The organism is Marivita hallyeonensis (genome assembly GCF_900129875.1).
In the GTDB taxonomy this organism is placed as follows: domain Bacteria; phylum Pseudomonadota; class Alphaproteobacteria; order Rhodobacterales; family Rhodobacteraceae; genus Marivita; species Marivita hallyeonensis.
On the sequence record NZ_FQXC01000003.1, the window covers coordinates 90,961 to 111,168 of the forward strand.

The following is a 20,208-nucleotide window of genomic DNA, read 5'->3' on the forward strand; positions in this document are numbered from 1 at the left end:
GGACCTATGACCGGACGTTTTCTCAGCGGAGTTGCGGCTGCGACGCTTCTATGCACCCCGGCCATCGCGCAACAAACCGACTTGACCATCGCGCTCCAGCTCGAACCACCGCATATGGACCCGACCAGCGCAGCTGCAGGCGCGATTGACTCGGTGCTGTACTCGAACGTTTTCGAAGGGCTGACCCGGTTCATGTCCGACGGATCGGTGGTGCCCGGTCTGGCGGAAAGCTGGGAGATCAGCGAGGACGGCACGACCTACACGTTCAATTTGCGCGATGAGGTGACGTTCCACGATGGCACCGCAATGGATGCCGAGGATGTGAAATTCACACTCGACCGTGCCCGCGCTGAAGACAGTGCCAACGCGCAAAAAGCCCTGTTTGCGGGCATCGAAGAGGTGACGGTCCTCGACCCGTCGACCGTCGAAGTCAAACTCTCCGCACCCGACGGCAACTTCCTTTTCAACATGGCCTGGGGAGACGCGGTGATCGTCGCGCCCGAAAGCATTGAAAACATCAAACAGATGCCAGTCGGAACGGGCGCATTCAAATTCGACCAATGGGTGCAGGGCGACCGTGTGGAGATCAGCCGCAATCCCGACTACTGGGGCGAGGCACCGGCGCTGGAACGCGCCACCTTCAAATTCATCTCTGACCCGACCGCTGCCTTCGCCGCCATGATGGCTCAGGATGTTGACGCTTTCGCCGGGTTCCCGGCCCCAGAGAACCTTCCACAATTCGAGGCCGATCCGCGCTTTCAGGTGCTTGTCGGCTCGACCGAGGGCGAGACGATCCTGAGCACCAACAACAAGATGCCTCCTCTGGATGACCTGCGCGTCCGGCAAGCGATTGCCCATGCGATCGACCGCCAGGCGATCATCGATGGTGCGATGTTCGGCCTTGGCACACCGATCGGCACTCATTTCGCGCCGCACAACCCGGATTACGTCGATCTGACGTCACAATCCGCGTATGACCCCGAGAAATCCAAGGCGCTTCTGGCCGAGGCCGGTCTTGCCGACGGATTCACAACGACACTGAAATTGCCGCCGCCCTCCTATGCCCGTCGAGGAGGCGAGATCATCGCCGCGCAATTGCGCGCGGTGGGGATCGAGACCGAGATCACCAATCTCGAATGGGCGCAGTGGCTGGAAGAGGTGTTCCGTGGGAAGGATTTCGGCCTCACCATCGTCAGCCATACCGAGCCTTTTGACATCGGAATCTATGCGCGGCCAGAGTACTATTTCCAGTATGACAATCCGGAATTTCAGGCGCTGATGACCACACTCACCGCCACAACCGATCCGGCGGCTCGGTCCGACCTTCTGGCGCAAGCCCAACGCATGATCGCTGATGACTACGTGAATGGCTATCTGTTCCAGTTGGCGTTCCCGACGGTGGCAGACGCGCGCATCCAAGGGTTGTGGCAGAACGCGCCGACACAGGCGACGGATCTTACTGGGGTGAGTTGGTCGAACTGAGCAGTCAGCTGGCAATACCAGAAACCGCGGCGGCCGGGACACGCGAACGCGTGGTAGTCCCGTCGCAGTTTTCTTTTGGGGATAACCAAAATTTAGTTCCCGGGTGAAAGAAACTTCGTACGAAGTTTCTTGGGGGTCTCCAGTAAATTCTGGGCCAGCTTGATCCGTGACATGAAGATCGGCTTAAGACCAGATTGCCAAGGCTTTAAGTCCAATCTACGCTCGGTTCATGGGCATCCCGGTGGAAAACTTCTTTCTCAAGCCAGACACCAAAGGCACGCTTCAGGCCCGAATCCAGCAGATGGTGGCCGAGGGCATCCTGTCCGGTCGTTTTCGGCGTGGGGAGAAACTCCCCTCCAGCAGAAAGCTCGCAAAACACCTGGGCGTCAGCCGGATCACCGTGACGCTGGCCTATACCGAATTGCTCTCCAACGATTACCTAAGCTCGAAAGGACGGTCGGGATACTTCGTCTCGGACGATGCTCCGACACCGCCGACATTCGATGCGACACCGGAACGCGCGGACTCGGTCGACTGGACCCGCGCATTGGGGCGTCGCTTCACGGGATATGCCACACTGGTGAAACCACAGAACTGGCAGGACTACCGTTACCCCTTCCTTTACGGGCAGACTGACCCGCAGCTTTTCGATCATGCCCATTGGCGGCTTTGCGCCCTGCAGGCACTGGGGGCCAAGGATTTCGCCGCGTTGACGCAGGATTATTCCGATCAGGACGATCCACAACTTGTCGAGTTCATCCTGCGCCACACGCTTCCTCGGCGCGGGATCACGGCGCGACCCGACGAAGTGCTCATTACCCTTGGTGCGCAGAACGCGCTTTGGCTGACAAAGCAGGCATTGCTCAACGAGAGCCGGCTCGCGGTGATCGAAGACCCGTGCTATCCCGCGTTGCGCGAGATCCTGATGCGCGCCCGCTGCTTCGTTCACGCAACGCCCGTGGACAAGGATGGCTTACCCCCGGACCAGATCCCGGAGGGGGCGGACGTGATCTTTGTCACGCCCAGCCACCAGTGCCCCACCTCTTACACGATGCCGCTCGCCCGGCGACAGGCGCTTCTGGCCCGCGCGCGCGATCTGGATGCGTTGATCGTAGAGGACGATTACGAGTTCGAGATCGCCCATATCAAACCGCCCATGCCCGCGCTCAAAAGCCTCGATGCCGACGGGCGCGTGATCTATGTCGGCAGTTTCTCCAAATCGCTTTTTCCGGGTTTGCGCCTTGGTTACATCGTCGGCTCCGCCCCGTTCATTCGTGAGGTGCGCGCGTTGCGCGCTTCGATTTTGCGCCACCCACCAGGACACGCCCAGCGCACGACCGCTTATTTTCTGAGCCTCGGCCACTACGACAGCCTTGTGAAACGCATCGGGAAGGCCCTGAACGACCGTCGTGTGATCATGGAACACGCCATCCGCAAATACGGCCTGACAATCGCTGGAAAAGGCACTCATGGCGGATCATCTTTCTGGATGCGCGCTCCAGATCACGTGGACTGTGAAGAATTGACCGTGCGCCTGCGCGAAGAGGCCAGTGTTCTGATTGAACCGGGAACCGCGTTTTTTGCCGGACCAAACCCGCCGCGAAACTTCTATCGCATCGCCTACAGCTCGATTGCGCAGGCGCGGATCGATCCGGGCATCGCCGAAATCGCCCGCGCCATCGACGCAACATCCGTCACATAGAGGCGTCGACGCCGAAGCCCTCTGGGATGGTGTCCAACCCGTCCAGCACGAGGTCCGCCATCACCTCCGCCACTTTCGGGGCCATGCCAAAGCCGATCTTGAAGCCACCATTGGCGATGTAGTGACCCGGTCGATCGGGCCAGGCACCCAGCATCGGCGCGCGAGACCGCGCGCGCGGTCGCACACCGGCCCAACGGTGGATCACCGGTGCGTCCGCCAGCACTGGCATCGCTGCGCGCGCGCGGGCGACAAGTTCGTCACACTGGTCATCAACCGAAGATGGGTCTTCGAATTCCCGCTCAGTCGTGGATCCCACTGCCACCGTACCATCCGCGTGCGGTACGATGTGCAGCCCGTCCACGAAGACCTGCGGCGCTACCATAGCTGCATGGCGGAAGGCCACGGACTGCCCCTTGACCCCGACGCCGACCGCTTTTCCAAGCGCATCAGAAAGCGCCAGAAGCCCCTGCCACCCGGTCGCCCAGATCACCGCACCCTGGTCTTGGGCATCCGGCACGACCTCGACACGCCTGGTTCGCAAAGCGGCGACCAATGCCGCGCAGGCGTGTCGCGGATGCAATCGCGCGGTCAGGGTGTCGAGGATCAGAAATCCGGTCCCGGTCCTCGGGGCGAACTCCCCTGCGTCTGACGAAGGGACCACGTCCCACACCGCTCGCCCCTGCCAAAGCGCCTTCGCACCATCGATCCGTGATCGCGCGAGATCAAGCGCGCGGTCATCGACGATGGGTTGCAGGCGACCCAACCTCGCATAGCCGGGATCGACGCCGCCAGCCTCCTGCACCTCGGGCCAGAAGGCCTCTGCCATCAGCAGGCTTTCCAACTGAAACGCCTTTTTGTCATTCCAATTCTCGGGCACATGCGGCGCCAGTGCACCGACAAGACCACCGCTCGATCCAGACCCAGCGCCGAACGGGTCGACCACCTGAACCCGCGCGCCGCGCCTGGCCAGCACCCACGCGATGCTGAGACCGAAAACCCCCGCCCCGCGCACTGTGATTTCCGCCATTGCCAATCCGGACACCCCTCGCCAATGTCGCGCTGTCGTTAAGGTATCTCGAAATGAACCACCAGTCAGAACCCGTCGAATGGCGCGACCGGGATGTGCCTGTGTCCCGGCGCTTCGACGACCCCTATTTCTCGCTCGACAATGGTCTGGCCGAAACGCGCTACGTGTTTTTGCGGGGCAATGACCTGCCTGCACGGTTTCGGGACGGATTGCACATCGCAGAACTGGGGTTCGGCACCGGCCTGAACCTGCTGGCCACAATGCACCTGTGGCGCGCCAGCGGGCAAACCGGAACGCTTCACTTTACAAGCTTCGAGGCCTTCCCAATGACCCCTGACGATATGATCCGCGCTCAGCAGGCTTTTCCAGAGCTGTCGGCCATCGCCGCTGAGCTTGCTCCATATTGGCTGGCACAGGCAGGGACGATCGCGCTGCCGGGACTGTCGTTCACTTTGATCGAAGGCGATGCGCGAGAGACCGTGAAACACCTCACACGCCCGGTCGACGCGTGGTACCTCGATGGCTTTTCGCCTGCAAAGAACCCAGAACTCTGGGACCCGGACTTGCTTGCCCATGTCAGTGCGAAGGCCACCGAAAACGGCACGGCCGCCACCTACACGGCTGCTGGCCACGTACGGCGTGCCCTCGATGCGGCGGGGTTCACCACCGAACGGATCCCCGGGTTTGGCCGCAAACGCCACATGACCATCGCGCGAAAAACCTCCGCATGACAGAGACGAACAACAAGCTTGGCATCTGGCTCATGATCGCGACGACCTTTGTTTTCGCTGTTCAGGACGGATTATCTCAGCACCTCGCCAGCACGTACAACGTGCTCATGGTGGTGATGATCCGGTACTGGTTCTTCGCCGCCTTCGTGGTTTTCGTCGCAAGCCGACGTGCAGGCGGATTGCGCACCGCCGCCTCCACCGAACAGCCATTGCTCCAAGGCTTTCGCGGTCTGCTTCTGGCCAGCGAGATTTGCGTCATGGTGCTCGCCTTTACCTATCTCGGGCTTGTGGAAAGCCACGCGATCTTCGCCTGCTATCCGCTGCTCATCGCGGCGCTCTCAGGACCGATCCTAGGTGAGCAGGTCGGGTGGCGCCGATGGGCGGCTATCGGCTTCGGCTTTGTCGGTATCCTGATCATCCTGCAACCCGGTGTCGATGTATTCTCACCCCTTGCGATCATTCCGGCGGTGTCGGCGCTGATGTTTGCGCTTTACGGATTGCTCACGCGCTACGCCGCGCGCCGAGACAGCGCCGCCACCAGCTTTTTTTGGACAGGCACGGTCGGCGCCATCTACATGACCTTGATCGGAATCTGGTTCTGGGAGCCCATGTCCGGCGCGGATTGGGGATGGATGGCCATGCTCTGCGTCACCGGCGCCTTGGGACATTATCTGCTGATCCGCTGCTATGACGTGGCCGAAGCCAGCGCGGTACAGCCCTTTGCATATTTCCAGCTACCCTTCGCCTCCAGCATCGGGATCTTCCTCTTCGGTGAGACCATTGAGCCGCACGTGATCTTTGGCGCGAGCCTGATCGTTGCGGCCGGGCTTTTCACCCTATGGCGACAGAGGCAGAAGGGTTGAGCCGATCAATTCTTCTGAAAACGGCACAGGATGTGGAGGACGCCCGAGGCGCGCGCGGTACACGGGCAGGCTTTCGGTCACCCGCATGACGTAATTGCGCGTCTCGGCAAACGGAATGTGCTCGATCCAGTCGATGATCTCCATACCACCCTGTCTTGGGTCACCACGCTCGTTCATCCAGCGGATCGGACGGCTTGGCCCGGCGTTATAGGCGGCCGCCATCATCACGGCGTTGCCGTCGAACTGGTCGGCCAAACGCTCCAGATAGGTGCCGCCCAAAACGGCATTGTAGACGGGGTCGGTTAGCAGCTTGGTCTCGGAATACTCCACGTCCAACCATCCGGCGACCTCACGCGCTGTGGCAGGCATCACCTGCATTAACCCAAGCGCGCCCACGGGCGACACGACACGATGGTCGAACTCTGATTCGCGTCTGGCAATCGCAAGGACAAGCTCTGGCGGCACGGCATGCCCGACCTCGGCCACCGGGTGTAGCGCGTAATACGGCGCATGGACTTCGTGTCCAAATTGGGCTGCCCGTTTGCCCAGCATGACCTGAATATGCGGCTGGCCTAGGTCTTCGAGCATTTGCCCCATCTGCCCGATCTCTGTCCGTGACAGGCTTTCGGCAAGGTGTGTGAGGAACCGTTCGGCCAAGGCAGTCTCATTCGCATCAAGCAAGAGCACCGCCGCCTCGAAGACCGATGAGTCGGTAAACGCCGCATCGCGCCAATCGGGGAATTGTTCTTCACCACTCAACCGTGCATCGGGTGCGATCCCACCACGCTCTGCTGCGAGCAGGCCGTAGAATGACGTCTGGTATTCCGCGCCAAACGCATAGGCTTCGGCCGCGGCGGCGTCATCTCCCAAAGCTTCATGCGCGCGCCCCAACCAGTAGCCTGCACGGCCCAGTGAGATCGGTGTGTCGACCGCCCCTCGAAACGCTTCGAAATGTTCCGCTGCTTGTTCAGCGTCATTAAGAAATCGCAGGGAAATGTATCCGGACAACCATTCCAGATCCGCAAAGCGCGAACCGCTGTCGAGGTGATGCGAAGACGCGATGCGATAGGCAAGATCGTAATCCCCGGCGCGCATCATGCGCCGGGTCAGATCGGCCCGTTGCCGTGCCCAGAACTCTGGCTTTCCCAGGGTCTCTTTCGAAGACGACCGCGCCAGGAGCAATTCTATGGAATCCTCGGTGCGACCCTTGCGCATCCGCCAAGCAAACCGTTCAAAGGCCAGGCCGGCATCGGCGCTCAAGCCCGCCGGGACCGCATCGATCAACGCGTCCACGCCAGCAGCATCGGACCGCAATCCAAGGCGCGCTGCCGAAAGCGCATCCCATCCATCATCGACCAGCGGAAGCATCGCCTGCGCGTTGCTGATCCATCCCCGCCAAAGCATGACGTCCAACCGTTCGGGATGCAGCGGAGCCAGTAGCTCGCCATAGGTATCTACGAATGACGCCTGTTCTTCAGCGGTCAGGCTTAAGGTCAACCATGCGGTTGTGATGACGTCATGAGCCGCCTCGCGGTCATCCGCCGTCAGATGCGCGCGCGCGAGCGACAGCGCGCCCGCACCTGTTTCAGGGACGTGACCTGCATAAAAGGTCCTGATCGTTTCTGCCGAAGCCGACGTCATCGCGGCTTCGCTTTTCTCCTTCAAAAACGCAAGGCCCGGCCAATCCGGATTGCGCGACACAAAGTCCGTCACTTCGCGCTCGGATCCTTGCCCCGCCCGAAGGTAGTGCCACAAGATCACATCGAGCGCCGCCTGCCCGTCGCCCCGCGCTTCGATTTGCGCGGCAGCCCAGTTTCCCTCGCGCATGAGGTCCATCGCGCGCTCAAGCGGGCGGTCCGCTGTTTGGGCAAAAACAGGCAAACTCACAAGAAAAGCAATCGCCGTGAGGACCGCCTTAAACCGAAACATGACTTGCATTTTCCCCACTGAAACAGGATAGACGGCTCGCTAAAGGATAACCCGGTCCAAGTGAGCTTCAACTCACATTCGCGGGACGGGTGCAACGGCAATACTGCCACAACGTGAAAAGGAGCGTGACAATGTTCAGTGGGTCAATGGTTGCACTGGTCACACCGTTCAAGAACGGTGCAGTGGATTTTGCCGCGCTCAAACGCCTTGTGGACTGGCATGTCGATCAGGGCACGCACGGTCTGGTTCCCGTGGGCACGACGGGTGAAAGCCCGACACTGAGCCACGAAGAGCACGAAGAAGTCGTGACCTCCGTGGTCGAGGCCGCCAATGGGCGCATTCCTGTCATCGCCGGTGCAGGGTCGAACAACACTGCCGAGGCAATCCGGTTTCTGCAGCACGCCGAAAAAGCGGGCGCGCAGGCAGGTCTGGTCGTGACGCCGTACTACAACAAGCCGACACAAGACGGGTTGATCCGGCATTACACAGCGTTGCATGATGCCTGCACCCTGCCGATTTTCATCTACAACATCCCCGGGCGATCAGTCGTTGACATGACGCCCAAGACGATGGGCGAATTGGCCAAGCTGCCGCGCATCATCGGCGTTAAGGACGCAACCGGCGATCTCGCACGCGTGTCTGCCCAGCGCATCACCTGCGGCAAGGACTTCGTGCAACTCTCCGGTGAAGACGCCACGGCGCACGGCTTCAACGCACAGGGCGGTGTGGGCATGATCTCGGTCACTGCAAATGTCGCGCCAAAGCTGTGTTCGGAAATGCAGGAGGCGACCCTCGCCGGAGACTTCGGTAAAGCGCTGGACCTGCAGGATCGGCTGATGCCGCTGCATCACGGGATCTTCACAGAACCGGGCCTGTGCGGTGCGAAATACGCGATGAGTCGTCTGGGACTTTGCGACGAAGACATGCGCCCGCCGCTTTTCCCGGTATCGCAGCCGACGCGCGACCTGATTGACAGCGGTCTGCGCCATGCCGGACTTCTGAATTAATCCAGCCTTACCTTCCACAAGAGCCAACGAAAAAGGCCGCGCAACTGATGCGCGGCCTTTTTTTTTAGCTGGTGTTTGTCCTTACGATTCCAAACCTTCGGGCTGCCCCACGACGACAAAGCGCAACGCATCGGGTTGAAGCAGTCGTGCCGCGACCCGCTGGATGTCCTCCAGTGTGATCGCCTCGACCTTCGCATTACGCGTGTTGACGTAATCGACAGGCAAGTCATCCATTTGCATACCGACAAGGATGTTGGCGATCCGACCATTGCCATCGAAGCGCAGGGGATAGGCCCCGGTAAGGTATGTCTTGGCGCTTTCCAGTTCCTCTGCGGTGACGCCGTTCTCAGCCATCTTCGTCCATTCGTCACGGATCACCTGAATGGCTTCCGCAATCCGGTCATTGGCGCTTGAAACACGGCCGAGGTACAGCGCTGCGTGATCTTTCGGCACGAGGTAGCTGTAAACACCGTAGGTCAGACCCCGCTTTTCGCGCACTTCTTCCATCAGGCGAGCATCAAACCCGCCGCCGCCCAGAATTTCATTCAGCACGTAGGCTGCAAAGAAATCAGGATCGTCGCGCGCGAGCCCCTCATGCCCGAATATGGCAACCGATTGGGGTACATCGAACGGCACCACTGTGACACCCGCTGCGGTTTCGACATCGATATCCGCCGCCTGCGGGAGGCCCTCGGCAGGCAGCCCTTCAAGCAACTTGTCAAGTACCTGAGCCAGCTTCTCGGGCGAGATGGCCCCAGCCGCGCCCACATAAACGCGGTCCCGGGCCAATGCACCAGCATGCGCGGTTACAAGGTCATCGCGGGTGAGACCCGTGACACTTTCCTCAGTGCCTTCGATCGGCGATCCGTAGGGGTGATCGCCAAACACCATTTCGTCGAAGGCTTGACCGACCAGAAAATCCGGATCCTGCTGGTCTGATCGGATGCCCGAAACAATCTGCGCCCGCACGCGATCAATTGCGTCCTGATCGAAGCGCGGCTGGGTCAGCGCATCGCGCAGAAGCGCCAGCGCCTCGTCCTGATTTTCCGTCAGAAAGCGTGCCGAAATCGACACGGCGTCATCGCTGATGTCGAAATCAAACGACGCAGCAAGGGCCTCTGCCTGCTCTGCAAAAGCGCGAGAGTCGAGCTCTGCAGCCCCTTCTTCAAGCAATGCCACCATCAGATTGGTCGCACCGCGCTTGCCAGCTTGGTCGAGGGACGCTCCGCCCTTGAAGCGCAGTTCCAGCGCGACGAATGGTATCGAATGCTCTTCGACCAGCCAAGCATTCACGCCTCCGGGGCTTTCGACCTCTGTGATATCGATCTCGGCCCGCAACGGGGTGGCGAACAGAACGGCCAGAGATAGAGCGGTAAAGACACGGGTCATCAAAGTCATTGCGTCACCTCCTCGGCGCCGCGCAGGAAGCCGGTTACCGCGTTGTCACGGTCGAAAACCTCTTGTGCGGCGGCAATGATTTCCTCAGGTGTGATGGATTGCAGGATCTCTGGCCATTCATGCACGTCATCCACGGTGAGACCCGATGTCAGAGCTGCGCCATAGCGTCGGGCAAGCGAATTGGAGCTATCTAGCTCGTAGACTTGTGACGCGCGCAGTTGGAACTTGATCCGCTCAAGCTGCGCCGGATTGACCCCTGTCTCGATGAAGTCCGCTACCACGCGGTCCATGTCCGCTTCGGCTTCTTCAAGCGTCACACCTTGGGCGGGCACGTTCACGATACCGAAGGTTGTGTCATCCAAAGACAGTCCGCTGTAGAACGCGCCAGCGTAAACCGAACGGTTTTCGTCGAACTGCAAAACTTGCGGCAACACCGACGTCTGAGATCCGCCCAGCACTTCGGCCAGAAGCGTCAATGCGGCGGCCTTGCGCTGATCGCCCGGGTCGCGTTCCGGGGCAAGGTAGGTGCGCATCACATAGGGCTGCGCAACGCGCGGGTCTTCGAACGAGATACGACGTTCCGCCATCTGCGGCGGCTCCGACGGGCGCACGCGCTCTGGCAACTCGGCGTTCCGCGGGATCGGACCATAGTGCTCTTGAGCCAGCGCCAGAACCTCATCGGGCTGAACATCACCAGCGACAACCAGGACCGCGTTGTTCGGCGAATAGAACCGCTCGTAATAGGCAAGCGCATCTTCAAGATCGAGATTCACCATCTCGTGCCGCCATCCGATGATCGGCGTGCCATAGGGGTGGTTGAGATACTGCGCTGCCATACGCTGTTCCCGGAACAAGGCGCCAGGATCATTCTCGACTCGCTGGTTGCGTTCTTCGATGATGACGTCCCGCTCAGTCAGGATATCTTCGCGGTCAAGCTGGATGTTCTTCATCCGATCCGCTTCCATCTCCATCATCAGGCCAAGCCGATCCGCCGCGATACGCTGAAAATATGCAGTGTAGTCAAAGCTGGTGAATGCATTGTCGGTGCCGCCGTTGGCCTTGACGGTTTCGCTGAACTCTCCCGGGGCAAGCTTTTCAGTGCCCTTGAACAGAAGGTGTTCGAGAAAATGCGCCACACCGGACACGCCCGGCTGTTCATCGGCGGACCCAGCGCGGTACCAGACCATATGTACCACGGCCGGCGCGCGATGATCCTCGATCACCACGACATCCATGCCGTTATCAAGCTGGTAGGTCGTTACCTGATCTTCGATGGTTTGCGCGTGTAAGGGTGCGGCTGCAAGAAGGCATGCCCCGGCAAGGGCGGACAGTCGACGCATCGGCAAAATCTCCTTGGTTTGGCAGATAAGGTACGATGCGCGTGCGCAACTTCAAGCGCGCCAACAGTTTCGTGAGCGGCTTTGTCACCCAATCCTCAACGACGACTAAGGGTTATCCGTAAGAAACCCCTAGTGTGCTTTAGCAAATCACTGAGGAGGAGCCGACGGCGTCAACACCCCGGCGCGCCGCGCCGCGTCCAGCGCGCGGTAGGAATCAAGTCTCTGACTGCGATAGACACGATTGTAAGTATCGGTTGGCACAAGCCGCCAGTTGAACAGGGACCGCCGTTCGCGGAACTCCTGATCTTCGGCGGCAAGGTCTTCGCGGATGCCCGGCTGTCGTCCGAACCGCGACGCACGTGCCACCAGCGCCTGATCTCCCGCGCCGATACCGGCCTGAGGATCAAGCCGTGACGGAGAACCGCCCAAGGCCGCAACCGCGTCGCGCAATGGTGTCTGGTCCGTCCGGTTCGCACCACCCGGCGTCGGCGGCGGCAACTGTGCGAAGCTCTCAGGTGTTTCAAGCGGCTTGTTCGGCACAATGGAAAATTCTTCCGGCGTTCCCGAGGGATTGCGCAGCTGCTTGAGGTTGGTCTCGCGAATGCCCGACTCTTCACGTGAGCTACACGCGGTCAGAACCACCAATGCCAGAATGATCAATGTGCGCGGCATTGCCCTTGCCCGCCTCCGTGTTCGCCTCAGACCTGCTTTACCCCATCCTGGGACGCGCGTCACGAGGCGTTTTTGCTCCCTGAAAACAAGGCCAGACCAATTGCCCCGATGAACACAGAGATATCAGCCACGTTGAACGCATACGGGTTGTCGATCCCGCAACACGACATGTTCAAGAAATCAGCGACCGCACCGTACAGCAAACGGTCCACCACATTGCCCAGCGCGCCACCGATCAAAAGCCCCGCGAACACCAGACCCGTCCGCCCCGGCGGATCGCGGCGCATCCAGACCAGCACGAATAGAACGATGCCCAAAGCGACCGAGATGAGCACCCAGCGGGTCCAGTCGGCGGTGCCAGAGAACAGGCCGAAATTGATACCCGTATTCCACGCCATTCGAAAATTCAGGTAGGGCGGCAGGACATCGATCGCCCCAACCCGCGCGAGGTCCATGACATGCACAACCCACCACTTGGTGAACTGATCGACCACGAAGACGATCACAGCAATGAGGGCGACCAATCGCACCGGCGCCCCCTAGTGACGGAAGTGACGCATGCCGGTCAAAACCATGGCAAGGCCCGCTTCATCCGCCGCCGCGATCACTTCGTCATCGCGCATCGACCCGCCGGGTTGGATGACACAGGCGGCACCAGCCGCGGCAGCCTCCATCAGCCCGTCGGCGAAGGGAAAGAACGCGTCAGACGCCACGGCGCTGCCTTTGGTAAGCGGCTCTGCCAATCCCAATGTCTCGGCCATGCGCTCGGCCTTCTTGGCGGCGATCAACGCGCTGTCGACGCGGCTCATCTGGCCTGCCCCGACGCCCACCGTCGCGCCGTCTTTGACGTAAACGATGGCGTTCGACTTTACGTGCTTCGCAACCTTCCACGCAAAGAGCAGGTCGCGCATCTGATCGTCCGTTGGCGCGACCTTTGTCACAATCTTCAGATCGTTCAAATCGATCTGTCCATTGTCACGGTTCTGAACCAGAATCCCGCCTGAAACCTGTTTCCACGCCGTTCCCGGCTCGGCCGTGTTGGCAAGTCCGGGTGTCATGAGCAGGCGCAGGTTTTTCTTTTTGGCAAAGATGTCTTTCGCCGCCTGATCGACGCCCGGTGCGATGACAACCTCGGTGAATATCTCGGAAATCGCCTCTGCCGTGTCGCCGTCCAGCGTCGAGTTCAGCGCCACGATCCCGCCGAAGGCCGAGGTACGGTCGCAATCGAAGGCTTTCTGATACGCTTCTTTCAACGTTGCCCCGGTTGCGACGCCACACGGATTGGCATGTTTGATGATCGCGCAGGCAAAGCCGTCGCGTGGCAGAAACTCCGAAACCAGCTCGAATGCCGCATCGGTGTCGTTGATATTGTTGTAGCTGAGCTCTTTGCCCTGAAGCTGTTCGGCCAGCGCAATTCCGGGCCGGTTGGAGCCGTCGCGATAGAAAGCCGCGCCCTGGTGCGGGTTCTCACCGTAGCGCAGGGGTTGCGCCAGCGTTCCGGCAAACACCCGGCGGCGCGGGGTTTCTTCGCCAATCGCACCAGCCATCCAAGTGCTGACGGCGGCATCGTAAGCGCCGGTTCGGGCATAGGCGACCTGGGCCATCTTCTGTCGGAACCTCAGGCTTGTCTGGCCGTCGTTCTCGTCAAGTTCCACCAGCAGCGCATCATAGTCCTCGACATCCACGACGGTGGTCACGAAGCTGTGGTTCTTGGCCGCGGCGCGGATCATCGCAGGGCCGCCGATATCGATGTTCTCAATGCAGGTGTCGTAATCTGCGCCTTTTGCGACGGTGGCCTCGAACGGGTAAAGGTTCACCACCAGCAGATCGATTGCCTTGATATCGTGTTCAAACATGGCGGCGACGTGATCATCATTGTCGCGCAGGGCCAAAAGACCGCCATGCACTTTCGGGTGCAGCGTCTTGACCCGGCCATCCATCATCTCGGGAAAGCCTGTCACCTCTGACACGTCCTTGACCGGCACACCTGCGTCGCGCAGTGCTTGCGCGGACCCGCCGGTCGACAGCAGCTCCACTCCCCGCGCATCGAGCGCCTTTGCAAGATCAACGAGCCCTGTCTTGTCAGACACAGAAAGAAGCGCGCGGCGGAGAGGGGCAAGGTTGGTCATGGCAGCAAAAGGGTCCCGGATTGTTCAGTTCAGCAGCGTCGCGTCGTCCTGAACAAGGTCCCGCACCGCGACTGCAGTGTCCTGAGCCTTCGCCAGCGACCAGCGAACGCGGGTCGCATACTCCATCGCGCGGCCAGATAAAACGATCTGTTTCGTCGCGCGCGGTCTGAGCCGGCCTTTTTCAAGGTAGACCGATGGCTCCAGCGCAAGATCGCAGAGCGCATCAAAGCGGAAAATCCAGATCTCACCACTGCGCAAAGCCATCGATACCGCTGCGCCGTTCATGTCGATCGCGGCGTCGACCTCGGGGTGAAGGTGAAAACGAATGTCGAACGGAATGCCATTGAGCCGCGCGGCCTCCATCTTTTCGTTGAAGCGTGCTTTGCTGGCATTGTCGAGTGATACCAAAAGGTCTTCCCCAACGATCCCCCGCCCGTCGAAGGTCAATTCCAGGATGCGGGCATGGGTCAAACCGTGGGTCGTGACATACCCATCATGCCCGCCTTCGAACCGCACTCCGTCAGAGGCGCGCGACATCTCTACCGGAACACCTTTGGGCACATCATCCAGAAGCTCGCGTTCAATCGGACCCATCCGCGATGTGACGCCGAGGCGTGAACTTGAATAGCCATCGAGGCAAAGCGTGGAATGGGACGGCGTCGCCCGACCCGCACGCCGCCACTCTTCACCGAACGTCGACCCGGACCCGCAATTGACGATCAGCGGACGACGACCCGAAGTCAGCTCAAAGGCCAGAGTTGAAGCGTGTGCGTTGAAACTGGCAATCCCGCTTGGAGGGGCTGCCGCATCTATCACCATTGTCGTGCGTCCGCCCGTGAGTCGCGCGTACCCCATCGCCAAATCCTGGGCTGCCTGCGCTTTGACGCCCGCAGCTGCCAGGGCCGTGTCGAGCCGGCCTTCGATACCGCGACCGCCTCCGTGGAACCGGGCAAGACCGCCATCGGCGTGACGCAGGGCGCGAAGTGTGGGCACGATCTTCACAATGGCCTCAAGATGCGCCATATCCGGCGCCCGCCCGACCTCGTAAAGCGCGTCGCGCGCCCAGATCAGCAGGGTGCAAACCTCCATCAACTCTTCGGGATTGCGCGTCGGGACGCCACCGCCTTCGTTGATCTGTCTTGCGCATTCCTGACCCAGCGCCTTGATCGCCGGATCCGCCTGTTCTTCCATCCCCTGCAAGGACAGCCCCGCCGAGATCAACCCGGTGAGCGCTTCGAACCGTGGCAGCCCCGGGGTCGAACTGTGCCAGCGGCGGTTGAGGAAGATTGTTTGCTGCGCAATGGAACGGAAGAAGGCGTGCGATTGCTCTGGCGTCGCGCCGCCCAGAACGAAGATCGCGTGATGCAGCCAGCGAATGACGCGCCGCCCGGCAAGCTCTGGCGTCCAGCCCGGGCCAGTGCCGTTGCCATAGCGGGTGATCCATTCGAACAACCACGTCTGCGCAGTTTGCCGGGTTTTCGGATCGCCGACGCTCGCCATGTCATCCAGCCAGTGAAAGCCGTGAATTTCTTCCAGGAAAGCATCGTCCGGCGGCGGAATATCCCAGATGATCGCACCGGGTGCTTCGACCAGGTGACCCGCGAATAGAAGGTTCCCTGCCGTCAGTTGCCGTCCTCGGGCGTAGGACCCGACAGTGCGCGGTTCGGGATGGCCGATAAACGCAGCAGCTGGCTTGGCGCGCGTCGAGAGCCGTGCATGCACACGGTTCATGAAACGGGTTTGTGCCCGTTTGACGGCGTCCATTCGGATCATCAGCTCTGCCTCTGTCCTGCGTTTGCGCAGGTGTTCTTATGCCGAAATCATAACTCTGCGAAAGGTTTGAGTCACGGCTGAATTGTCAGGATGGCGGGGTCCCGCCCTTGAACCGCAAGAGCGCCATGTAGAATCCATCCATTCCCCCTGTCTCCGGCCAATAGTCAGGTCGCAGGCGCACACCGCCTTCTGCGCTGATCCAGTCGGGGTCGAGTCCCGGGGCCGAGGGTGGGAGGACCTCGAAGTCATCGGAGGCAGAGAGCAACCACTTGATCTGGTCCTCGCCCTCTTCTCGCAGCAGGCTGCAAGTGCAGTAGACAAGTAAACCGTTCGGTTCGAGGTGGTCTTTCGTACGGACCAGCATTTCCCGCTGCAACGACACAAGACTGTCGAGCCCGGTTTGGTTTTTCACGTAAGGCAGATCCGGATGACGCCGGATCGTCCCAGTCGCCGTGCAGGGCGCATCGAGAAGAACCGCGTCGAACCGACCGCCGCTATAGTCCAAGGCATCGGCAACAACGGTGTTCGCCTTGAGCTGGGTCCGTTCGAGATTCTCACTCAGTCGCGCCATGCGCGACTCAGAGATGTCGAGTGCTGTCACGTCGGCGCCAGCCGCCGCGAGCTGCATCGTTTTCCCGCCGGGAGCCGCACAGATATCGAGGATGCGCTTGCCTGTGACGTCGCCCAATAGCTTGACTGGCAAGGCCGCAGCCGCGTCCTGCACCCACCAGTCCCCAGTGTCGTACCCCGGCAGGCTTGAAACCTGTCCGCGAGCGGCCAAGCGCAACGACCCGGTTGGCAGCACATCTGCATTCAGTTTGGCAGCCCAACCTGCCGCATCGGATTTGACCGACAGATCGAGCGGAGGCGGAACTGCATGCGCGCGTTCGAAGCGCGCGACGGCGGCCTTGCTCCACGCCTTGGCAAGCCGCGGCCGTAGCCAGCCCGGCAGTTTCGTGTCCGGCGCCTTGGCCCAGTCTTCGTCACCGATCTGCGTCATCTTCCGCAGTACCGCGTTGACGAGGCCCTTCATCGGCGCGGTTTTCTTGTTGCGGCCGGCAATCTTCACTGCCTCGTTGACAACGCCGTGCGCCGCACCACCCGTCATCAATTCGATAGTCGCCATACGCAGGAGATTCATCACCCGAAGTGGCGGCTGACGTTGCAGATTTGGCGTCAGGATGTGATCTGCCCGACCCAGATAGCGCAGGGTCTCGGTGATCAGACGCTGCGCTGTAGCCCGTTCGGCAGGTGACAGAGCTTGCCAGATCGTGTCGCTTGTCACGTCCGACAACATTCGGCCTTCTCCGATGATCTGGCTTAGCCCGTCCAGGGCAACCAAACGAGGCGACGGGGTGTGCGACACAGGATACTCCGCATTCGGGCCGGGCTTGTCCCGGACCGGATGGCGCGTATATCAACAGGTATCAAGATGGAAGGCCAAGATGAGTTCCGACGTCCCAGAAGACCTGCCACCCGCGGCCCAGCGCGCCCTTGCCGAGGCCGAAGAGCGCCGAAAGAAAGCGGCTGAACAGACACCCTTGCCGAAGGAACTTGGTGGGCGGGACGGGCCCGAACCGGTGCGGTACGGCGATTGGGAAAAAGGTGGTCTTGCGATCGACTTCTGAAATCAGCGCAGACGGAAGTCAGCCGACTGGCCCGCTCCGCGATCAGCCGTGAAACGCATTTCACTGCCGTTTGCGAGCACTTCCTGGCAATTGTAGCCAAGATCATCCCCGCCCCAATTCAAGTCACGGCAGAAATAGCCGTTCTCCCAAGACCAGTTTCCGGTTACATCCCACGTCACCCCGCGCCCCGAGATGGAGCCGTCTGCACCCACCTGGAGGCGCACCATCGGCCGGGATAGGGTTTTGCCCTGGACAAGGGCAACAAACTCCGAACGATCGTCGATCCGTTTCAGTTCTGCCGCAGCGACTTGCGGCAGGAGTGCAACCGTCGCCGCGGCGGCGAATAGGGTCAGGCGTGTCATCGTGCAATGCTCCGTGAGGACTGATTACCTCAAAGATACGCACGAGATGTACGATTGGTTCACTTGACCGATCACGCCGCGCAAAATTTTGCGTCAGTCTTCAGACAGGCCCAACACGTCCAGCATGTCGTATTCGCCGGGTGCCTTGTCCTGACCCCAAAGCGCCGCCTTCAATGCGCCGCGGGCGAAAAGGGCACGGTCACTCGCGACATGACGCAGCGTGATGCGTTCCCCGGCGGCTGCGAAGAGCACATCGTGTTCTCCGACGATGTCGCCACCCCGGATTGCGGTAAATCCGATATCGCCCTTGCGGCGGGCACCCGTGATCCCGTCGCGCCCGCGGTCGGAATGTTCGCGCAGGTCGATACCCCGTCCTTCTGCCGCTGCTTCGCCCAGCATCAGCGCGGTGCCAGAAGGCGCGTCGACCTTCTTGTTGTGATGATACTCGATTACTTCGATGTCGTAATCGTCATCCAACGCGGCTGCGACCTTGCGGGTCAGCACCGTCAGAAGATTGACGCCAAGGCTCATGTTGCCGGCACGAACTATCACTGCATGGCGTGCCGCCGCGCGGATTTTGGCGAGGTCTTCATCCATCAGTCCAGTGGTTCCGATGACATGCACGGCACGGGCCTGCGCGGCGAGTTCTGCAAAATGGACCGTTGCGGCGGGGGCCGTGAAATCGATGACAGCGTGTGCCCGGGCAAAGCATTCCAGGGGATCGTCGGCCACCAGAACACCTATGGCCGCGCCGCCCATGGCGGTGCCGACATCCTTGCCGACCCAATCATGCCCTTCGCGTTCCACCGCACCGGCCAGGTGAAGCTTGGGATGTTTCGCGATCTCGGTCACTAGCATCTGACCCATACGACCGGACACGCCCGTCACAACCACGCCAATGTCATCGCTCATCTTCGCCCTCCAGCGGTGGATTTCCGCCTCCATAGCCGTTGGCCGGGCGCTTGGCAAAGGCCGCCGGACGTCTTATGTGCCGGACATGGCAAAAAACCGATCTCACAGCTCAGAGGGTCCAAGCCAGCGACAGCTGCGCGTTGGAGAACTGATCCGTCGCACCCTGGCGGATGTGCTCGCGCGCGGCGACATCCACGACCCGGACCTGAACAGGTTTTCGATTACGGTGGGCGAAGTGCGGACCTCGCCTGATCTGAAAGTGGCCACGGCTTACGTGGTCCCGCTTGGCGGCAAGGGTCAGGAGGACGTGCTTGAGCTCCTGAATCGCAACCGCAGTGAATTGCGCCGCGCCGTATCGAAGAACCTTACGCTCAAGTTCTCGCCAGAGCTGCGCTTTCGCCTTGATGATACGTTCGACCGGATGGACGACACGCGCCGCATGTTCGCGCAGGATGCCGTGCGCCGCGATGTTGAGAGCTAGTTTCGCAGCGCTGGCCCTATGCGTCAGCCTTGGGACCAGTGTCGGTGCCGCAGTCTCATGCGAAGAACGCAGTTTCGACGGTCTGCGCTACACCGCTTGTCACGTCGATCCGCGCGAAGATGACTTGCGCCTGTTCCTTAATGGGCCTTCAGGCGAACGGTACGGTCAGTTCTCGGCGATCGACGCTGTCTTGCAAGCAGAGAACGCGCGACTGGCCTTTGCCATGAACGGCGGCATGTACCACGAAGACCGTGCACCTGTGGGGCACTACATCGAAGACGGCCAAGAAGTGATGCGGGTGATCCCCAACGCCGGTCCAGGGAATTTCGGATTGCTGCCCAATGGGGTGTTTTGCATCCGTGAAGACCGGGCGGATGTGATCGAGACGCTGGACTATGCGGCGGCGCGACCCGAGTGCCGTTTCGCGACGCAATCCGGACCGATGCTGGTCATCGATGGCAAGCTGCATCCACGGTTTTTACCGGACAGCACGTCGCGTTACATCCGTAACGGGGTCGGCACGTCCGGCGACGGGACCGAAGTGGTGTTTGTCATCTCGGACGACGCTGTGACATTCCACGAATTCGGACGCATCTTCCGCGATGACCTGAAGCTGCCTCAGGCGCTATTTCTTGATGGCAGCGTGTCTCGACTTCACGCACCGCAGCTCAACCGGTCGGATTTCGGTCGATGGCTGGGTCCGATTGTTGGCGTCGTCGAACCCTTGACCGAGTAGCAGGGTTGCGGCCCGGCTATACGCGCTCTACCTCTC

Annotated in this window: 19 protein-coding genes; 8 read left to right on the plus strand and 11 right to left on the minus strand. The window is 60.8% G+C overall.

The annotated features are described in order from the left end of the window. The first annotated feature begins 6 nt into the window (after window positions 1–6). Together BUA42_RS09930 and pdxR are read left to right on the plus strand one after the other, a co-directional pair. Window positions 7–1,482 carry an ABC transporter substrate-binding protein gene (locus BUA42_RS09930; protein WP_072777599.1) on the plus strand — a complete coding sequence of 492 codons (1,476 nt, stop codon included), beginning with the start codon at window positions 7–9 and terminating at the stop codon, window positions 1,480–1,482. Between the two features lie 229 nt (window positions 1,483–1,711). After that, window positions 1,712–3,184, plus strand: coding sequence for a MocR-like pyridoxine biosynthesis transcription factor PdxR (gene pdxR, locus BUA42_RS09935; protein WP_072777600.1), 1,473 nt, complete (start codon window positions 1,712–1,714; stop codon window positions 3,182–3,184). Here pdxR and BUA42_RS09940 read toward each other — a convergent pair. After that, the gene (locus BUA42_RS09940) at window positions 3,177–4,217 is read right to left on the minus strand and encodes an NAD(P)/FAD-dependent oxidoreductase (RefSeq protein WP_072778389.1); all 1,041 of its coding nucleotides are present in this window, start codon (window positions 4,215–4,217) and stop codon (window positions 3,177–3,179) included. The two genes, pdxR and BUA42_RS09940, sit on opposite strands and share 8 nt — an antisense overlap. 47 nt (window positions 4,218–4,264) lie before the next feature. On the opposite strand from BUA42_RS09940, the gene mnmC2 reads away from it, so the two are divergent. Continuing rightward, a complete protein-coding gene (mnmC2, locus tag BUA42_RS09945) occupies window positions 4,265–4,942 on the plus strand; it encodes a tRNA (5-methylaminomethyl-2-thiouridine)(34)-methyltransferase MnmC2 (protein WP_072777601.1) in 678 nt (225 codons plus the stop codon). Next, window positions 4,939–5,805 (plus strand): DMT family transporter, encoded by an 867-nt coding sequence (locus tag BUA42_RS09950; protein ID WP_072777602.1) that lies wholly within the window; start codon window positions 4,939–4,941, stop codon window positions 5,803–5,805. The genes mnmC2 and BUA42_RS09950 overlap by 4 nt, the downstream gene beginning before the upstream one ends. On the opposite strand, the gene BUA42_RS09955 is transcribed toward BUA42_RS09950, so the two are convergent. Then, window positions 5,779–7,641 (minus strand): lytic transglycosylase domain-containing protein, encoded by a 1,863-nt coding sequence (locus tag BUA42_RS09955; protein ID WP_342716003.1) that lies wholly within the window; start codon window positions 7,639–7,641, stop codon window positions 5,779–5,781. The two genes, BUA42_RS09950 and BUA42_RS09955, sit on opposite strands and share 27 nt — an antisense overlap. A 224-nt stretch (window positions 7,642–7,865) precedes the next feature. Between BUA42_RS09955 and dapA the strand changes: the two genes are divergently transcribed. Next, complete coding sequence (gene dapA / locus BUA42_RS09960) at window positions 7,866–8,741, plus strand: 4-hydroxy-tetrahydrodipicolinate synthase (protein WP_072777604.1); 876 nt, start codon at window positions 7,866–7,868, stop codon at window positions 8,739–8,741. 81 nt (window positions 8,742–8,822) lie between these two features. On the opposite strand, the gene BUA42_RS09965 is transcribed toward dapA, so the two are convergent. The 7 genes from BUA42_RS09965 to BUA42_RS09995 form a co-directional block, all read right to left on the minus strand. After that, a complete protein-coding gene (locus tag BUA42_RS09965) occupies window positions 8,823–10,130 on the minus strand; it encodes a M16 family metallopeptidase (protein ID WP_072778391.1) in 1,308 nt (435 codons plus the stop codon). A gap of 5 nt (window positions 10,131–10,135) precedes the next feature. Continuing rightward, on the minus strand, window positions 10,136–11,479 hold the full coding sequence (locus BUA42_RS09970; protein WP_072777605.1) for a M16 family metallopeptidase: 1,344 nt from the start codon (window positions 11,477–11,479) through the stop codon (window positions 10,136–10,138). Between the two features lie 147 nt (window positions 11,480–11,626). Continuing rightward, entirely contained in the window at window positions 11,627–12,151 is a 525-nt protein-coding gene (locus BUA42_RS09975) for a DUF3035 domain-containing protein (RefSeq protein ID WP_072777606.1), read from the minus strand. Window positions 12,152–12,210: 59 nt separating this feature from the next. After that, window positions 12,211–12,681: a signal peptidase II gene (gene lspA, locus BUA42_RS09980; protein ID WP_072777607.1), complete on the minus strand. Its 471-nt coding sequence runs from the start codon at window positions 12,679–12,681 to the stop codon at window positions 12,211–12,213. Between the two features lie 9 nt (window positions 12,682–12,690). Continuing rightward, a complete protein-coding gene (purH, locus tag BUA42_RS09985) occupies window positions 12,691–14,280 on the minus strand; it encodes a bifunctional phosphoribosylaminoimidazolecarboxamide formyltransferase/IMP cyclohydrolase (protein WP_072777608.1) in 1,590 nt (529 codons plus the stop codon). A 24-nt stretch (window positions 14,281–14,304) separates the two neighbouring features. Further along, complete coding sequence (locus tag BUA42_RS09990) at window positions 14,305–16,053, minus strand: heparinase II/III family protein (protein ID WP_072777609.1); 1,749 nt, start codon at window positions 16,051–16,053, stop codon at window positions 14,305–14,307. Window positions 16,054–16,138: 85 nt separating this feature from the next. Next, the gene (locus BUA42_RS09995) at window positions 16,139–17,419 is read right to left on the minus strand and encodes an RsmB/NOP family class I SAM-dependent RNA methyltransferase (protein ID WP_072777610.1); all 1,281 of its coding nucleotides are present in this window, start codon (window positions 17,417–17,419) and stop codon (window positions 16,139–16,141) included. Window positions 17,420–17,498: 79 nt separating this feature from the next. Here BUA42_RS09995 and BUA42_RS10000 point away from each other — a divergent pair, with 79 nt between their 5' ends. Further along, a complete protein-coding gene (locus tag BUA42_RS10000; protein WP_072777611.1) occupies window positions 17,499–17,681 on the plus strand; it encodes a DUF1674 domain-containing protein in 183 nt (60 codons plus the stop codon). A 2-nt stretch (window positions 17,682–17,683) separates the two neighbouring features. On the opposite strand, the gene BUA42_RS10005 is transcribed toward BUA42_RS10000, so the two are convergent. After that, window positions 17,684–18,043, minus strand: a complete 360-nt coding sequence (locus BUA42_RS10005) for a dihydrodipicolinate reductase (RefSeq protein ID WP_072777612.1) — start codon at window positions 18,041–18,043, stop codon at window positions 17,684–17,686. 93 nt (window positions 18,044–18,136) lie between these two features. After that, entirely contained in the window at window positions 18,137–18,955 is an 819-nt protein-coding gene (dapB, locus tag BUA42_RS10010; RefSeq protein ID WP_072778393.1) for a 4-hydroxy-tetrahydrodipicolinate reductase, read from the minus strand. An 85-nt stretch (window positions 18,956–19,040) separates the two neighbouring features. Between dapB and rbfA the strand changes: the two genes are divergently transcribed. Beyond that, the gene (gene rbfA / locus BUA42_RS10015) at window positions 19,041–19,436 is read left to right on the plus strand and encodes a 30S ribosome-binding factor RbfA (RefSeq protein ID WP_072777613.1); all 396 of its coding nucleotides are present in this window, start codon (window positions 19,041–19,043) and stop codon (window positions 19,434–19,436) included. Then, window positions 19,423–20,172: a phosphodiester glycosidase family protein gene (locus tag BUA42_RS10020; protein ID WP_072777614.1), complete on the plus strand. Its 750-nt coding sequence runs from the start codon at window positions 19,423–19,425 to the stop codon at window positions 20,170–20,172. The genes rbfA and BUA42_RS10020 overlap by 14 nt, the downstream gene beginning before the upstream one ends. The last annotated feature ends 36 nt before the right edge of the window (window positions 20,173–20,208 follow it).

Bases quoted from the DNA above. Each gene is read 5' to 3' on its own strand.
- BUA42_RS10005 (WP_072777612.1), bottom strand. From the start codon at position 18,043: ATGACACGCCTGACCCTATTCGCCGCCGCGGCGACGGTTGCACTCCTG.
- purH (WP_072777608.1), bottom strand. From the start codon at position 14,280: ATGACCAACCTTGCCCCTCTCCGCCGCGCGCTTCTTTCTGTGTCTGAC.
- pdxR (WP_072777600.1), top strand. From the start codon at position 1,712: ATGGGCATCCCGGTGGAAAACTTCTTTCTCAAGCCAGACACCAAAGGC.
- dapA (WP_072777604.1), top strand. From the start codon at position 7,866: ATGTTCAGTGGGTCAATGGTTGCACTGGTCACACCGTTCAAGAACGGT.
- dapB (WP_072778393.1), bottom strand. From the start codon at position 18,955: ATGAGCGATGACATTGGCGTGGTTGTGACGGGCGTGTCCGGTCGTATG.
- BUA42_RS09970 (WP_072777605.1), bottom strand. From the start codon at position 11,479: ATGCGTCGACTGTCCGCCCTTGCCGGGGCATGCCTTCTTGCAGCCGCA.
- BUA42_RS09965 (WP_072778391.1), bottom strand. From the start codon at position 10,130: ATGACCCGTGTCTTTACCGCTCTATCTCTGGCCGTTCTGTTCGCCACC.
- BUA42_RS10000 (WP_072777611.1), top strand. From the start codon at position 17,499: ATGAGTTCCGACGTCCCAGAAGACCTGCCACCCGCGGCCCAGCGCGCC.
- mnmC2 (WP_072777601.1), top strand. From the start codon at position 4,265: ATGAACCACCAGTCAGAACCCGTCGAATGGCGCGACCGGGATGTGCCT.
- BUA42_RS09990 (WP_072777609.1), bottom strand. From the start codon at position 16,053: ATGATCCGAATGGACGCCGTCAAACGGGCACAAACCCGTTTCATGAAC.
- BUA42_RS09975 (WP_072777606.1), bottom strand. From the start codon at position 12,151: ATGCCGCGCACATTGATCATTCTGGCATTGGTGGTTCTGACCGCGTGT.
- rbfA (WP_072777613.1), top strand. From the start codon at position 19,041: ATGGCAAAAAACCGATCTCACAGCTCAGAGGGTCCAAGCCAGCGACAG.
- BUA42_RS10020 (WP_072777614.1), top strand. From the start codon at position 19,423: ATGTTGAGAGCTAGTTTCGCAGCGCTGGCCCTATGCGTCAGCCTTGGG.
- BUA42_RS09950 (WP_072777602.1), top strand. From the start codon at position 4,939: ATGACAGAGACGAACAACAAGCTTGGCATCTGGCTCATGATCGCGACG.
- BUA42_RS09930 (WP_072777599.1), top strand. From the start codon at position 7: ATGACCGGACGTTTTCTCAGCGGAGTTGCGGCTGCGACGCTTCTATGC.
- BUA42_RS09955 (WP_342716003.1), bottom strand. From the start codon at position 7,641: ATGGACCTCATGCGCGAGGGAAACTGGGCTGCCGCGCAAATCGAAGCG.